Below are 15,720 nucleotides of genomic sequence, written 5' to 3'. Positions count from 1 at the left end.
GCATCACTCCGATGCTGCGGCGGGCGAGGGATCGGGGATCTCCTCCGGCTTGTACCGGGGCAGACGCGACGCCGGCAGAATCGCCAGCGCGCTGATCCCTGCCAGCAGCAGCAGCCCGAGCTTCAGCGTCGCGAGGCGGGACGCCTCATTGACCTCCACCGCCGCATCCACCTGTTCCGGTGTCGCATCGGTCGCAGCGAGCGCCTCGCGCAGATCATCGTTGCTGATGAAGTTGAGACTGTCCATGTCGACCTGGGCCACGAGCGCCGGCGGCAGTTCCGGATGCTCGACGACAGCACGTCCGACGCTGATGCCGAGCAGGGAGACCAGCAGCGCACCCGCGACGGCGGTCCCCACGGCGGAGGCGAGGTTCTGGGTCGTCCCGCGGAGGGAGCCGACATCTCCGGCGAGCTCCGCCGGAGCGGCGGTGACCAGCACGTTGAACACGAGGGTCACCAGGGCGCCCTGCCCGATGCCGAACACGACGAGTCCGAGGATCGTCGGCAGCGTCTCCCAGTTGTTGTTGACCACGAAGGACAACCACACCAGGGCGCCGGTGGTGAGGATGAACCCGAACACACCGATCGTGCGCGGCGGGTAACGCCGGTAGAAGCGCACGACGAGGGTCGCCGTGATGAACACCGTGAGGTTGAACGGCATCATCGCGATCGAGGTGTCGAAGGGCGTCCTGCCCTGCACGATCTGGATGTAGAGCGGGATCGTGAAGTTCACGCAGGCTTCGAGCGCCACCACGATGAACATGGCGTAGACCGCGGCGCGCTCCTTCGACGAGTCGAGCACGCTCAGATCGATGAGCGGCACTCTGCCCTCACGCATCCGCCTCCGCGTCCAGATGAAGAACGACTGCCCCAGCACCAGGCCAACCACGATGAACAACGGCGCCGGCGAGAGTCCGAGCACGCTGAACGGCGCGGCATCGGTGGCGGCGACCGCTCCCCAGCCGTTGATGTTGTTGAACCCGAGGGTGAGGAGCACGATCGCCGCACCGATCAGGAGCGAGGCGACGAGGTCGATGCGGATCGAGGCGTCACCCCGGTCGCCGCGAAGGGTGAAGCTGAAGGCGAAGACGACGACGGCGATCCCCAGCACGATGAAGAACATGGGTCGCCAGCCCACGAGGGTTCCGAGCGTGCCACCGATGAGGAACGCCGTGACACCGGAGATCGCGCGAGCGGAACCGATGGCGCCGATCGCCGTCGCCTGCTGCGCACCACGATAGTTCTCGGCGATCAGCGCCACGATCGACGGCACGATGATCGCCGCCGCAGCGCCCGCGACGGCTTGACCGGCGATCACCCAGCCGATGGTCGGCGCGATGAGCATCAGCACGGAGGATGCGGCGAACAGGGCGATCACCACGCGGAAGATGAGCACCCATCCGACGCGCTGCCCCAGCTTGGCTCCCGTCATCACTAGGGCGGCGACGGCGAGGCCGTACATCACGATCGTCGTGCTCGCGACCGTCGGGGGAACCCCGAACTCGCTCACCATGCCTCCGAGCGAGATGGGCAACGCCGCCACGTTGAACGACATCAGCACCTGCGCGAGGAAGAGACTGATCATGGGTAGCCAGGAGGTCTTCGCGGGCGTCTGCATCTGTGGCTGGGAGATCTCGGTCATGCTGTTCCCTCGGTTCGGTTTCTGACGCGATCGGTGTCGAGGTTCACACGCGCGGCTGTTCGGCGACGGCCGGCGCCGAGGCGAAGAGGTTGAGCCCGAGCGTGCGCGAGAGGTAGCCGATCGCGAGCTGCGACCGCACCGAGTTCCCCGCGGGGTCAAGCCGGGGAGAGAATCCGGCTGCCGCCCCCTTGCCGGGCGCGATCGCCACGATGCCGCCGGCGACGCCCGACTTCGCGGGAAGTCCGATCTCGAACAGCCACTCCCCCGAACGCTCGTACAGGCCGGTGGATGCGACGACGGCGAGCGTGTCTCGGCAGACGTCGGCCGAGACCACGCGCTCCCCCGTGATCGGGTTCACTCCCCCGTCCGCCAGGGTCGCCCCCATCACGGCCAGGTCGTGCGCGCTGACGCTCAACGCGCATTGTCGCGTGTACACGTCCACGATCTCGTCCGGATCACCCTCCAGGCGCCCGTAGCTCTTGAGCAGGCGTCCGAGCGCGCGATTGCGCTCGTTCGTCTCGACCTCCGACGCGTAGACGACGCCGTCCATGCTCAGCTGACGACCGGCGAAAGCCGAGAGACCTTCCCGCACGCGCTCCCATTGCTCCGCCGGTGTCGCGCCCGGCATCAGCGCAGTCGTGGCGATCGCGCCCGCGTTGACCATCGGGTTCATCGGGTGCCCCGCGTTGAGTTCGAGTGCCATCACCGAGTTGAAAGGCAGACCGGTGTTGTTCACACCGACGATGTCACGCACATGTTGATGCCCGTGCTCCTGCACGGCCAGCGCGTAGACGAACATCTTCGAGATCGATTGGATCGAGAACAGATGCTGCGCGTCGCCGGCGTCGTGCAGCCCACCGCCCACCTCGATCACCGCGAGCCCGAAGAGTGCCGGGTCCGCCTCCGCCAGCACGGGGATGTAGTCGGCGACCTCGCCGCGCTGATCGTCGGCGAACCGACGATGCGCGTCACGCACGATCTCCTCGACGCGATCCCATCCGGGAAGGGAGCCCGTCGACACCTGCTGCGGAACGTGTTCCCACCCAGCTGCGTGCACGCGTCCTCCTCCGAATCGGCGACGCCCCAGCCGTCAGTCACACCGTAGCGCTCCTGCGACCCCGCAGATAGAGACGGCGCGCGACCCGATCCGCAGATCGAGTCGCGCGCCGCGTGCAGTTCGTGTGGTCAGTACCAGTTCATCGCCTGGGAGTGCGACCACGCGCTGCAGGGCGATCCGTAGCCGCGCGAGATGTAGTCGAGTCCCCACGCGATCTGGGTGGCCGCGTTGGTCTGCCAATCGCTGCCGGCCGATGCCATCTTGCTACCGGGCAGAGCCTGCGGGATCCCCGTCGCGCCGCCGTCGGCGTTGTACGCCTGGTAGTTCCAGCCGGACTCCTTGGTCCACAACGAGCTCAGGCACGAGAACTGATCCGCACCCCATCCGTACTTCTCGGATGCCATGGCCTGAGCGGTCGCCTTGGCACCGTCGACGGTGTTCGCGGCGGCGAGGGCCGCGGCATCGGCAGCGGCCTTCTCCTGTGCGGCCTTCGCTGCGGCTGCGGCGGCTTCTTCGGCGGCGAGCTTCTCCTGCGCGGCGGTGAACGTCTCACGCAGTGCGGTGGTCTGGCCGGCGACGGCATCCGTCTCTGCGACCACGTCGGTGGTGAGATCCTCGAGGAGCAGCGCCGGGATGAGATCGCGTCCGGCGAGCGCATCGACATCATCCTGCAGGTCGGCCGTGTCGATCACGACCACCGCATCACCGAGGTCGAGATCGGATGCGGCGACATCGGCGGTGAGCGCGTCAGCGTCGGCGACAGCATCCTTGGCCTCGACGAACGCGAGGGAGGCGTCGTCGGTGATGTCCCGCAGCGGCTGAGCACCGGTCGCCGTCGCCGCAGCGGCGAGATCGGCCAGAGGATCGCGATTCTCGGCGCCGGCCGCCGGGGCGGAGACGATGCCGACGGTCAGGGTGATGCCGAGAAGCGCACCGGTGAGGGTGCTGAGGAACAGCATGGGGCGTCGCGAGCGGACCGCGGAGTGGGCTTCTACAGCCGCGAGGGCGCGCCGAGACGCACGGGTGTTGTGGAGGTGGAGCACGGGTTCGACTTTCGGGTGGTCGACCGCCCGGACCTGCATGCAGGGCGACTCATCGGGAGCCGACTCGCCGGGCGCAAGTTAACGATCGTGCATCGTCGACCTGAGCAAAACCATTCCGTGACCTGGGCATTTCATGAGAAGAGGGCCTCGCGCACGCCCGGAGGCGGCACGAGACCCTCTGCTGAAGAGCGCGAGGCTCAGACGTTGGCGTCCTGACGCTTCATGCGCGCGGTCTCGCGCGCACGGGTGTTCGCGTCGAGGTTGACCTTGCGGATGCGGACGACCTCGGGGGTCACCTCGACGCATTCGTCGTCACGCGCGAACTCGAGGCTCTCCTCGAGCGTCAGCTGACGCGGCGGCGTCATCGACTCGAAGGTGTCGGAGCTGGCTGCACGCATGTTGGTGAGCTTCTTCTCCTTCGTGATGTTCACGTCCATGTCGTCGGCACGAGAGTTCTCGCCGATGACCATGCCCTCGTAGACCTCCTGCGTCGGCTGCACGAAGAACGACATGCGCTCCTGCAGGGCGATCATCGCGAACGGGGTGACGACACCCTGACGGTCGGCGACGATCGAGCCGTTCTGACGCGTCGTGATGGCGCCCGCCCACGGCTCGTAGCCGTGCGAGATCGCGTTCGCGATGCCGGTGCCACGCGTGGTGGTGAGGAACTCGCTGCGGAAGCCGATCAGGCCGCGCGACGGGACGATGAACTCCATGCGCACCCAGCCGGTGCCGTGGTTGGTCATGTTGTCCATGCGACCCTTGCGGTTCGCGAGAAGCTGCGTGATCGCGCCGAGGTGCTCCTCGGGCGTGTCGATCGTCAGGTGCTCGAACGGCTCGTAGGTCTTGCCGTCGATCTTCTTCGTGACCACCTGCGGCTTGCCGACGGTGAGCTCGAAGCCCTCGCGGCGCATGTTCTCGACGAGGATGGCCAGCGCCAGCTCACCACGACCCTGGACCTCCCAGGCGTCCGGGCGTCCGATGTCGACGACCTTGAGCGAGACGTTACCGATGAGCTCCTTGTCGAGACGGTCCTTGACCATGCGAGCGGTGAGTTTGTGGCCCTTGACCTTGCCCATCAGCGGCGAGGTGTTGGTACCGATCGTCATCGAGATGGCGGGGTCGTCGACCGTGATGGCCGGCAACGGACGCACATCTTCGGGGTCGGCGATGGTCTCACCGATCGTGATGTTCTCGAAGCCGGCGATAGCGACGATGTCGCCGGGGCCTGCGGACTCGGCCGGGTAGCGCTCGAGCGCACGGGTCTTCAGGAGCTCCGTGATGCGGGCGTTCTGATGGGTGCCGTCGGAGCGGACCCAGGCCACGGTCTGGCCCTTCTTGAGCGTGCCGTTGAACACGCGCAGCAGGGCGAGACGACCGAGGAACGGGCTGGAGTCGAGGTTGGTGACCCAGGCCTGCAGCGGAGCCTCGTCGTCGTATGCCGGGGCGGGCACGTGCTCGAGGATCGCCTCGAACAGCGGCTCGAGGTCGTCGTTGTCGGGCAGCGCGCCGTCGGCCGGGCGGTTGCGCGATGCAGCGCCGGCGCGACCGGAGGCGTAGACGACGGGAACGTCGAGCAGTGCGTCGACATCGAGGTCGGGCACATCGTCGACCAGGTCGGAGGCCAGACCCAGCAGCAGGTCGTGCGCCTCTTCCTCGACCTCGGCGATGCGAGCGTCGGGACGGTCGGTCTTGTTGACCAGGAGGATGACGGGGAGCTTGGACTCGAGCGCCTTGCGCAGCACGAAGCGCGTCTGGGGCAGCGGGCCCTCGCTCGCATCGACGAGCAGCACGACACCGTCGACCATGGACAGGCCGCGCTCGACCTCGCCACCGAAGTCGGCGTGGCCGGGGGTGTCGATCACGTTGATCGTCACCTCGCCGTCCTTGGCGTGGACACCCTTGTAGGTGATCGCCGTGTTCTTGGCGAGGATCGTGATGCCCTTCTCGCGCTCGAGGTCGTTCGAGTCCATCGCGCGCTCATCGACGTGAGCGTGCTCGCCGAAGGAGCCGGTCTGTCGGAGCATCGCGTCGACGAGCGTGGTCTTGCCGTGGTCGACGTGCGCGACGATAGCGACGTTGCGGAGGTCAGAGCGGAGGGCGTGCGCCATGCAGGAGTCCTAAAAGATGGTGGGATGTGTCGAGAAACCGACGTTCCAGGATAGCGCACGCACACGGCTCGTTCCTGAACACAGGCCGTAGCATCGAGAACGTGCCTCTTTCCCCGGCTGACGGAGCCCTGTTCACGCCCCCACCATCGCGTGCTCGACTGTGGTGGGAGATCGCGATCGTCCTGGGCCTCGGGCTCGGACAATCCGCGATCTACGCGATCGTCCAGCTCGCGTATCGACTGACCGACGAGACCCCACTCGCCGACCAGACCGCGACATTGAATCCCTCCCGCAGCGACCGCGAAGTGTTCGACCTGCTCTATCAGGTGCTCTCGATCGGTTTCTCGCTCGTGCCGATCCTGCTCGTGTGCTTCCTGCTCTGGCAGACCGCACGCCCGCATCTGGGCCGGCTCGGCCTCGACGGCACGCGCGTGGGATCCGACATCGGCCGGGGAGTGCTGCTGGTCGTCGCGATCGGCGTGCCGGGACTCGCGCTCTATCTGGGCGGTCGTGCGGCCGGGCTCTTCGTCGCGGTGAATCCGGCGGGGCTCGATTCCTACTGGTGGACCGTGCCCGTCCTTCTTCTCGCCGCCGCGCGCGCCTCCCTGCAAGAGGAGTTCGTGGTGCTCGGCTACCTCTTCGCCCGCCTCAAGCAGCTCGGCTGGGGTCCTTGGACCATCATCATCGCGACGTCGGTGCTGCGCGCGAGCTATCACCTGTATCAGGGGCCCGGCGCCTTCATCGGGAACCTCGGGATGGGACTGCTGTTCGGCTGGCTGTTCCTGCGCAGCGGACGGCTGATGCCGTTCCTGGTCGCTCATTTCCTGATCGACGCGACCGTGTTCGTCGGCTATCCCTGGGCCGCGGCGACCTGGCCTGCGCTGTTCGGCCTGCCCGGCTGAACGGGGCGGAGAACGGAGCGGGTCAGCCCGCGCCGGCGATCAGGACGGATGCGACTGCCCACACGACGATGATGCCGAGGGCGATCAGTGCGCGGCCGTCCCAGGTGCGCAGGATCGGCGCATCCGCGTCGACCGCTTCCTGCCAGCGGTTGCGGATGGCGGACAGCTCGCGCAGACCGGCGGGTGCCTTCGCCTGGTCATCGTCGGAACGGTTGCGCGGCGGCCGCGAGCGTGCCGGGCCGCCGTAGCAGCCGATGTCGGAACCGTCGTCGAGGGCGAACTGCAGCTGCCAGCGGAAGTCGATGTCGCGCACTCTCCCCCAGCCGAACGACGTACGTCGGAGCATGTTCTGCACCACCGCTCCCTGGCCGTCGACCGTCACGCTCGAGACGAAGCTGAGCTCATAGACCGCCCAGAGTGCGAGCAGCACCCACGGCGCGATGAGGAGCATCTGCCCCCAACTGCCCCGCAGCACCGTGTCGCCCAGGAGGAACAGGGCGAGCAGGACGCACAGGATCAGCACGACGGGTCCTGAGGACGCACGATAGATACGTGCGTCCTCAGGGTGTTCCGGATTCGTCACCGTCAGTGTCCGCCGAGGGTGATCGACGCACCGGGGATCGCCTTCAGGAGGCGATCGGTGTACTCCTGCTGCGGGTTGGCGAAGATCTCGTCGACGGTTCCCTGCTCGACGATCTTGCCCTTCTCCATCACGCAGACGAGGTCACTCGACACACGAACGACCGCGAGGTCGTGCGTGATGAACAGGTACGTCAGACCCAGTTCGGACTGCAGCTCGGCGAGCAGTTGCAGCACCTGGTCCTGAACCAGCACGTCGAGCGCCGAGACGGCTTCGTCGAGCACGAGGATGTCGGGCTTGAGCGCCAGGGCACGGGCGATCGCCACGCGCTGACGCTGACCGCCCGAGAGCTCGTTCGGGTATCGCGTCGCGAGCATGCGGGGCAGCGAGACCTGGTCGAGGAGCTCCTCGACCCGCTCCCGCTGCGACGCGCGATCGCCGACCCCGTGGATCTGCAACGGCTCCGAGATCGTGTTGCCGATGTTGCGCAACGGATCGAGCGAGCCGTACGGGTCCTGGAAGACCGGCTGCATGCGGCGTCGCAGACCGAACGCCTGAGCGCTCGACAATGCCGACACGTCCTGACCATCGACCTCGATCGTCCCGCTGGTGGGCTCCTCGAGCTTCAGCACCATCTTGGCGACCGTCGACTTGCCGGACCCCGACTCCCCCACGAGTGCGAGCGTCTTGCCCTTGGGGATCTCGAACGACACGTTGTCGACCGCGCGGAAGGCCTCACTGCGGAAGCCCCCCTGACGGATCTTGTAGTCCTTCGTGAGATCCGCAACGCGCACCGTCGGCGGGATGTCGGCGAGGTCATCGAGGGTCTCGATGCCTCGGTCCTCGACGACCGCCTGAATCCGCTGCGAGGCGACACTGGGCGCCGCGGCGACCAGTCGCTTCGTGTACGGATGCTGCGGGTCTTCGAGGATCGCGCGGCTGGGACCGGCCTCGACGATGTTGCCGCCGTTCATGACGATGATCTTGTCGGCACGCTCGGCCGCGAGGCCGAGGTCGTGCGTGATCAGCAGCACCGAGGTGCCCTTGTCGCGCGTGAGAGACGCCATGTGATCGAGGATCACACGCTGCACCGTCACGTCGAGAGCCGAGGTCGGCTCGTCGGCGATCAGGAGCTTGGGGTCGGCCGCGAGACCGATGCCGATCAGCGCACGCTGACGCATGCCACCCGAGAACTGGTGCGGGAACTGGTGCAGGCGGCGCTCAGCGTCGGCCAGGCCGGCCTGCTGCAGCACCTCGACGGCACGGGCCTTGACGGCCTGACGCCCCTGGGCGACGCCGTTCGCACGGATCGCCTCCTTCACCTGGAAACCGATGCTCCACACCGGGTTGAGGTTCGACATCGGGTCCTGCGGCACGAAGCCGATGTCCTTGCCCCGCAGCCCCTCGAGCTCGCGCTGAGTGAGGGTCGTGAGCTCGCGTCCCTCCAGGGTGATCGAGCCACCGGTGATGGTTCCGGTCCCGGGGAGCAGGTTCAGGATGGCCGTAGCCGTCGTGGACTTGCCAGAGCCGGACTCGCCGACGATCGCGACGGTCTCCCCGGGGAACACGTCGAAGCTCGCCCCGTGGAGTACTTCGCGGAGGCCCTCCTGTGTGCGGAACGCGACCTTGAGGTCGCGCACGCTCAGCAGCGGCACCTGTGCGGCAGCGCGTTCGCTCATCGGCGGGCCCTCGCCTTCGGGTCGAGGGCGTCTCGGATGAGCTCGCCCAGAGTCACGAACGCCAGCACCGCGAGGGTGAGGGCGATCGACGGATAGATGAGCGCCATCGGCGCGACACGGAGGGATGCCTGCGCCTTCGCGATGTCGTTACCCCAGGACATCACACCGCTGCCGAGACCCACGCCGAGGAACGACAGGGTCGCCTCCGCCACGATGGCGGCCGCCAGTCCGAGCGTCGATACGACGAGGAGCGGTGCGATGGCGTTCGGGATGACGTGGTTCAGGAGGATCCGGAACTTCGACTGCCCGAGTGCCTGCGATGCCATCACGAAATCTGCCTGCCGCACCCGGAGGATCTCGGCTCGCACGACTCGCGCGGTCGATGCCCACGCGAACCCGCCGATCGCCAGTGCGAGAGTCCACACCGAACGCGAATCGCGGAACACCGTCATGACGACGACGGCCGCGAGAATGTAGGGAATCGCGAAGAAGATGTCGCCGATGCGCGAGAGCAGACCGTCGAGCCAGCCACCGTAGAACCCGGCGATTGCCCCCATGAGCAGACCGAGGAACGACGAGATGACGGTGGCGATCAGACCGACGGCGAGCGAGGTCTGCGATCCCCAGACGATGCGGGCGTAGATGTCGCAGCCGAGGAAGGTGTATCCGAGAGGGTGGCCCTCCGCGGGTCCGCCGTTGCTGTTCACCAGCTGACAATCATCCGTCGGCGACGTCGCGGTGAACAGTGTCGGCCACAGCGCCATCACCAGGAAGACGAGGGCGAGCACGACCGAGAACCAGAACAGCGGGCGTCGGCGCAGATCGCTCCACGCGTCACGCCAGAGGTTGCTGGGCTTCTCGGAGATGCGGATCGCGTCGACGGCGATCGACTCCGTCTCGATCGGGGCGACGTAGTGCTTCTGGGTCGTGGGGTCAGACATAGCGGATCCTCGGGTCGAGCAGACCGTAGAGCAGGTCGATGAACAGATTCACCAGCACGTACAGGATGACGAACACGGTGACGAACGAGACGACCGTCGGCCCTTCACCTCGTTGGATCGCCTGGAACAGCGTGTTTCCGACACCGGGCACGTTGAAGATGCCCTCGGTGACGGTGGCACCCACGAGCAGCACACCGAAGTTCGTGGCCGAGTTCGTGATCACGGGGATCAGCGAGTTGCGCAGCACGTGCACCGGGATCACCCGACTGCGCGACAGGCCCTTGCTGTAGGCCGTGCGGACCCAGTCCTGATTGAGGGTGTCGATGACGGAGCTGCGCATCAGCCGCATGCTCACGGCATACAGGCTGAACCCGAGCACGAGGGCAGGCAGCCAGAGGCCGCCCCAATCGTTGTCGGCGCCCACCGTGGGTTTGAACCAGCCGAGCTTGATCGCCAGGAAGTACTGCGCGAGGAAGGCGACGACGAAGATCGGGATGGCGATCGCGACGAGCGCGACCATCAACGAGACGTTGTCGAACAGCTTTCCCTTGCGCAGCGCCGAGATCGTGCCGATGATGATCGCCAGCGTGAACTCGATGCCGATGGCCATCACTGCGAGGCGGCCGGTGACCGGCAGCGTCGCGGCGAGAACTGCCGAGACCGGGCGTCCGGAGAACGTGTTGCCGAGGTCTCCTTGGAAGACGCCGGAGATGTAGTACCAGTACTGCACGAGGAACGGCTCGTTCAAGTGGTACTGCTCGCGCAGCTGCTCCAGGACCGCAGGGTTCGGGGTCTTGTCGCCGAACAGGGCGAGGAGCGGGTCGCCGGGCATGGCGAACACGAGGAAGTAGATGAGCAGGGTGGCGCCGAAGAAGACCGGGATCACCTGCAGAAGACGTCTCAGAATATAACCGAGCATCCGCTTGTCCCTTCTGTGAGGGGAAAGAAAGTTGGGCGAACACAAGCCTATGAGGCGGTGACGAAAATCGTCACCGCCTCATAGGTGAAGTGCCGTCAGACTTTACTCGCCGGCCTTCGTGATCTCGTAGTACAGCGGGACGGAGTTCCAGCCGAACGTCACGTTCTGGACGTCCTCGCCGAATCCACCGGTCACGTTGGAGTACCACAGCGGGATGGCGGGCAGGTCCTGGAACAGAACCTCCTGCGCCTTGGTGAAGTCCTCGAGCTGCGCGGCAGGGTCGGGGTTGCTGATGCCGGCGGCGATCAGGTCGTCGAACTCGGGGTTCGAGTACTTGCCGTCGTTGGAGCCTGCGCCGGTGGCGTAGAGCGGTCCGAGGAAGTTGTACAGACCCGGGTAGTCCGCCTGCCAGCCCGAACGGGCAGCAGTCGTGATCGAGCTGTCGTTGATCTTCGTGCGAAGGTCCTGGAACGTCGGGTACGGGTCACCCGACGCCTCGATGCCGAGCGTGTTCTTGATGCTGTTGCTCACCGCGTCGACCCAGGCGTCGTGCCCACCGTCGGCGTTGTAAGCGATCTTGAACTCGCCTTCCCACGGCGAGATGGCGTCGGCCTCGGCCCACAGCTCCTTCGCCTTCTCCGGGTTGTACTCGAGCACCTCGTTGCCGGGGACCGAGTCGGACCAGCCGTCGATGACGGGCGACGTGAAGTCGGCCGCGGGGGTACGCGTGTCGGAGAAGATCGTCTTGGTGATCTCGGCACGGTTGATCGCCATCGACAGCGCCTGACGACGCAGCTTGCCCTCGTCGCCACCGAAGTGCGGGAGGAACTGGCCGATCGTGAACGACTGGAACACGGCCGACGGCTGGTTCACCGCGCGGTCGCCGAGCTCGTCGGCGAACACCGGGAGAGAGCCGGTCGGGATCGCGTCGATGACGTCGACCTGGTTCGACTGCAGGTCGGCGTACGCCGCTTCCTGCGTGGCGTAGAACTTGATCGTGAGGCCACCGTTGGCGGCCTTGCGTCCACCGTCGTAGTCGTCGTTGCGAACGAGGTCGATCTGCACGTCGTGCTGCCACGCGTCGTCGCCGTCGATCATGTACGGACCGTTGCCGATCGGGTTCTGACCGAACGCGTCCATGTCTTCGAACGCCACGTCGGGCAGCGGGTAGAACGCCGAGTAGCCGAGACGCAGCGCGAAGTCGGAGGCCGGCTTGTTCAGCGCGATCGTGAAGGTGTAGTCATCGACCTGCTTGAGACCCGTGAGTTCGGAGTCCTCGTCGTAGCTGAAGCCCTCGATGTCCTCGAAGAAGTAGCTGGACAGGTGGCCGTTGGAGAGCTTGGCGCCCTCGTTCCACGCCTTGATGAAGTTGTCGGCGGTGACCTCCTCGCCGTCGGAGAAGGTCTGCCCCTCCTTCAGCTTGACCGTGAGGTGCTGCGGGTCCTCGGTGGTGATCTCCTCGGCCACGTCGTTGACCGGCTTGCCGTCGGCGTCGTAGTAGATGAGACCCGCGAAGATCTCGTCGAGGATCTTTCCGCCGCCGACCTCGTTGGTGTTGGTCGGGATCAGCGGGTTCTCGGGCTCGGAGCCGTTCGTGGTGATGATGGCATCCGGGTTCGCACCGGCGGATCCGTCGTCACCTGAATCGTTGCCGCCACCGCTTGCGCAGCCCGCGAGCGCCAGGGCGCCGATCGCGAACAGCGCGGTGCCCGCAAGGGCGATCTTGTTGCGCTTCACTTTGTGTCCTCCTGTGGACTGATACTTCAATCTGCGCGCTCACCGTTGAACGCGTAGGGATATCTGAGCGTAACCCGGCGTTTCATCGACGGTGTACTCGGCTAATCAACCGTTACTGAGTGGTGACCATCTGTAACATGCACGCAACACCCGCAGACGCACAACGGCGCCGAGCAGCCCCCGGAGGGGCCGCTCGACGCCATTCCTGGAAATCGCCGTGGATCAGGCGAAAGCCTCCACCGGCGGACACGCGCACACGAGGTTGCGGTCACCGTAGGCCTGATCGATCCGCCGCACGGGAGGCCAGTACTTCCCCGCGATCAGAGCGTGCACAGGGTACGCGGCATCCTCACGCGAGTACGCGTGCTTCCACTCCCCCGCGATCAGTGACACCGCCGTGTGCGGCGCATGCACGAGCGGGTTGTCATCGGCGGGCCAACGACCTGCGGCGACGGCATCCGCCTCGGCCTTGATCATGATCATCGCCTCGATGAAGCGCTCGATCTCGTCGAGGTCCTCGGATTCGGTGGGCTCGACCATGAGCGTGCCCGCCACCGGGAACGACATCGTCGGCGCATGGAAGCCGTAGTCGATCAGCCGCTTCGCGACGTCGTCGACGGTCACCCCCGTCGCCTCCTTGAGGGGACGCAGGTCGAGGATGCACTCGTGCGCGACGCGACCGTTCTCACCCGTGTAGAGCACCGGGTAGTGCTCGCCGAGGCGCACCGCGATGTAGTTCGCGGACAGCACGGCCGCAGCGGTCGCGCGACGCAGCCCGTCGGCGCCCATCATGCGCACGTAGGCCCAGGAGATCGGCAGAACGCCGGCCGAGCCGTAGGGCGCTCCCGAGACGGCGCCGCCCTCGAAGACGAATCCCCCGGCGTGCTCAGCGCGCTGTGCCAGCGGATGCGACGGCAGGAACGGTGCGAGATGCGCCTTCGCCGCGACCGGGCCGACACCCGGACCGCCCCCGCCGTGCGGGATCGCGAAGGTCTTGTGCAGGTTCAGATGCGACACATCGCCCCCGAGGTCGCCGAAACGCGCGTACCCCAGCAGGGCGTTGAGGTTCGCCCCGTCGACATAGACCTGGCCGCCCGCTTCGTGCACCGCCGTCGTGATCTCGACCACGTCCTGCTCGTACACCCCGTGCGTGGAGGGGTAGGTGATCATGAGCGCCGACAGCGATTCCGCGTGCGTGGCGATCTTGGCACGCAGATCGTCGAGGTCGACGTTGCCGAGCTCGTCGCAGGCGACCACGACCACCTTCATGCCCGCGAGCACGGCGGAAGCCGCGTTCGTGCCATGCGCCGACGACGGGATCAGACAGACCGTGCGCTGATCGTCACCGTTCGCGAGGTGATATCCGCGGATGGCGAGCAGACCGGCGAGCTCTCCCTGGGACCCGGCGTTCGGCTGCAGCGAGACGGCGTCATATCCGGTGACCTCGGCGAGCCAGGCCTCGAGCTGGTCGATCAGCGCCAGGTAGCCCTGCACGTCGGCCGCGGGAGCGAACGGGTGGATGCCGGCGAACTCCGGCCAGGTGATCGCCGCCATCTCGGTGGCCGCGTTGAGCTTCATGGTGCATGACCCGAGTGGGATCATGCCCCGGTCGAGGGCGTAGTCGCGGTCGGCGAGGCTCTTGAGGTAGCGCATCATGGCGGTCTCGCTGCGGTGCGCGTGGAAGACGGGATGGGTCAGGTACTCGTCCTGACGCAGCAGCGCTTCCGGCAGCGCGCCGTGCGAACCGCTCTCGAACCAGCCGAAGGCCCGCTGCTGCTGTCCACCGAACACCCTGGCGACCTGATGCAGCTCACTGAAGGTCGTGGTCTCGTCGACCGCGATGCTGATCGTGTCGGCATCTGCGACATTCAGCAGGATGCCGTAGCCGTCGCGAGCCTGCGCCGCGTACTCCGCCGCGCGCCCGGGAACTCGCACCTGCACGGTGTCGAAGAAGGCATCGTGCGCGACATCCGCGCCCGCCTCGGTGAGCCAGTCGCGCAGGCGCAGCGCCTTGTCGGCGACCTGTCGAGCGATCTCACGCAGCCCGTCCGGCCCGTGGTAGACCGCGTACATCGAGGCCATCACGGCGAGCAGCACCTGAGCGGTGCAGATGTTCGACGTGGCCTTCTCGCGACGGATGTGCTGCTCACGCGTCTGAAGCGAGAGGCGGTAGGCCGGCTTGCCGTCGGCGTCGACCGAGACCCCGACGAGCCTTCCGGGGAGCTGTCGCTCCAGCCCCGATCGCACGGCCATGTACCCGGCGTGCGGTCCGCCGAAGCCCATCGGCACGCCGAAGCGCTGCGTGGTGCCGACCGCGACGTCAGCGCCCAGCGAGCCGGGCGAGGCGATGAGCGTCAGCGCGAGGAGGTCGGCGGCGACGACGGCGAGTCCGCCGGCGAGGTGGGCGGCATCGATCACGGCCGCCGGGTTCCACACGCGTCCCGACGCACCGGGATACTGCACGAAGACGCCGAACAGCTCCGCGGGAAGCTCCTCGCCTGCCGCGATGTCGACTGCCACGAGCTCGATACCCACGGCCTCGGCCCGGGTGGCCAGCAGCGCCTTGGTCTGCGGGAGGGCGTCGGTGTCGACCGCGAACACGGCTGAGGCGGACTTCGAGGCACGCCGCGCGAGCAGCATCCCCTCCACCACGGCCGTCGGCTCGTCGAGCATCGAGGCGTTGGCCGTCGACAGTCCCGTGAGTTCCGCGACCATGGTCTGGAAGTTGATGAGCGCCTCCAGGCGCCCCTGCGAGATCTCCGGCTGATACGGCGTGTACGCCGTGTACCAGGACGGGTTCTCGAGCACATTGCGCTGGATCACCTGCGGGGTGATCGTGCCGTAGTACCCGAGCCCGATCATCGGACGGTTCACAGTGTTGCGCGCTGCGATCGCACGGAGTTCGGCAAGCGCTTCGGTCTCACTCGCCGCACGCGGGATGACGGACTCGCCCGCATCCGTGAAGATCGACGACGGCACGGCTTGACGCATCAGCGCCTCGACCGGACTCCAGTCCTCGAGCTCGGAGGTGACTCCGAGGGCGTCCAGCATCGTGCGCTGGGCGGCATCGGTGGGTCCGATGTGACGATCGGCGAAAGAGACCACGTGCG

At 66.9% G+C, this 15,720-nt stretch carries 11 protein-coding genes; 1 reads left to right on the top strand and 10 read right to left on the bottom strand.

From position 1 onward, the window contains the following. Positions 1-3: 3 nt before the first annotated feature. The 4 genes from P0Y60_07865 to typA all read right to left on the bottom strand — a co-directional run bounded on the left by P0Y60_07865 (position 4) and on the right by typA (position 5,852). Entirely contained in the window at positions 4-1,641 is a 1,638-nt protein-coding gene (locus P0Y60_07865) for an MFS transporter (protein ID WEK62640.1), read from the bottom strand. A 43-nt stretch (positions 1,642-1,684) separates the two neighbouring features. Next, entirely contained in the window at positions 1,685-2,698 is a 1,014-nt protein-coding gene (glsA, locus tag P0Y60_07860; GenBank protein ID WEK62639.1) for a glutaminase A, read from the bottom strand. A 128-nt stretch (positions 2,699-2,826) separates the two neighbouring features. Further along, complete coding sequence (locus P0Y60_07855) at positions 2,827-3,657, bottom strand: phospholipase (protein ID WEK62638.1); 831 nt, start codon at positions 3,655-3,657, stop codon at positions 2,827-2,829. A 281-nt stretch (positions 3,658-3,938) separates the two neighbouring features. Beyond that, positions 3,939-5,852 (bottom strand): translational GTPase TypA, encoded by a 1,914-nt coding sequence (gene typA, locus P0Y60_07850; protein ID WEK62637.1) that lies wholly within the window; start codon positions 5,850-5,852, stop codon positions 3,939-3,941. Between the two features lie 101 nt (positions 5,853-5,953). Here typA and P0Y60_07845 point away from each other — a divergent pair, with 101 nt between their 5' ends. Then, complete coding sequence (locus tag P0Y60_07845; GenBank protein ID WEK62636.1) at positions 5,954-6,754, top strand: CPBP family intramembrane metalloprotease; 801 nt, start codon at positions 5,954-5,956, stop codon at positions 6,752-6,754. Between the two features lie 22 nt (positions 6,755-6,776). On the opposite strand, the gene P0Y60_07840 is transcribed toward P0Y60_07845, so the two are convergent. From P0Y60_07840 to gcvP, 6 genes are all read right to left on the bottom strand, one after another. Further along, on the bottom strand, positions 6,777-7,277 hold the full coding sequence (locus tag P0Y60_07840) for a PH domain-containing protein (protein ID WEK62635.1): 501 nt from the start codon (positions 7,275-7,277) through the stop codon (positions 6,777-6,779). 62 nt (positions 7,278-7,339) lie between these two features. Then, a complete protein-coding gene (locus P0Y60_07835; protein WEK62634.1) occupies positions 7,340-9,013 on the bottom strand; it encodes an ABC transporter ATP-binding protein in 1,674 nt (557 codons plus the stop codon). Next, entirely contained in the window at positions 9,010-9,954 is a 945-nt protein-coding gene (locus tag P0Y60_07830; protein ID WEK62633.1) for an ABC transporter permease, read from the bottom strand. The genes P0Y60_07835 and P0Y60_07830 overlap by 4 nt, the downstream gene beginning before the upstream one ends. Beyond that, positions 9,947-10,873 carry an ABC transporter permease gene (locus P0Y60_07825; GenBank protein WEK62632.1) on the bottom strand — a complete coding sequence of 309 codons (927 nt, stop codon included), beginning with the start codon at positions 10,871-10,873 and terminating at the stop codon, positions 9,947-9,949. Before P0Y60_07825 ends, P0Y60_07830 begins: the two co-directional genes overlap by 8 nt. Before the next feature lie 102 nt (positions 10,874-10,975). Next, a complete protein-coding gene (locus P0Y60_07820) occupies positions 10,976-12,610 on the bottom strand; it encodes an ABC transporter substrate-binding protein (protein ID WEK62631.1) in 1,635 nt (544 codons plus the stop codon). Between the two features lie 222 nt (positions 12,611-12,832). Further along, a complete protein-coding gene (gene gcvP / locus P0Y60_07815) occupies positions 12,833-15,715 on the bottom strand; it encodes an aminomethyl-transferring glycine dehydrogenase (GenBank protein ID WEK62630.1) in 2,883 nt (960 codons plus the stop codon). Positions 15,716-15,720: the final 5 nt, after the last annotated feature.

Source organism: Candidatus Microbacterium colombiense, assembly GCA_029203165.1.
Taxonomy (GTDB): domain Bacteria; phylum Actinomycetota; class Actinomycetes; order Actinomycetales; family Microbacteriaceae; genus Microbacterium; species Microbacterium colombiense.
This window is presented reverse-complemented; position numbering and strand designations above follow the sequence as displayed.

Excerpts from the sequence above, each read along its gene's own strand:
- P0Y60_07865 (WEK62640.1), bottom strand. The coding sequence starts at position 1,641 with ATGACCGAGATCTCCCAGCCACAGATGCAGACGCCCGCGAAGACCTCC.
- P0Y60_07855 (WEK62638.1), bottom strand. The coding sequence starts at position 3,657 with ATGCTGTTCCTCAGCACCCTCACCGGTGCGCTTCTCGGCATCACCCTG.
- typA (WEK62637.1), bottom strand. The coding sequence starts at position 5,852 with ATGGCGCACGCCCTCCGCTCTGACCTCCGCAACGTCGCTATCGTCGCG.
- P0Y60_07835 (WEK62634.1), bottom strand. The coding sequence starts at position 9,013 with ATGAGCGAACGCGCTGCCGCACAGGTGCCGCTGCTGAGCGTGCGCGAC.
- P0Y60_07830 (WEK62633.1), bottom strand. The coding sequence starts at position 9,954 with ATGTCTGACCCCACGACCCAGAAGCACTACGTCGCCCCGATCGAGACG.
- P0Y60_07825 (WEK62632.1), bottom strand. The coding sequence starts at position 10,873 with ATGCTCGGTTATATTCTGAGACGTCTTCTGCAGGTGATCCCGGTCTTC.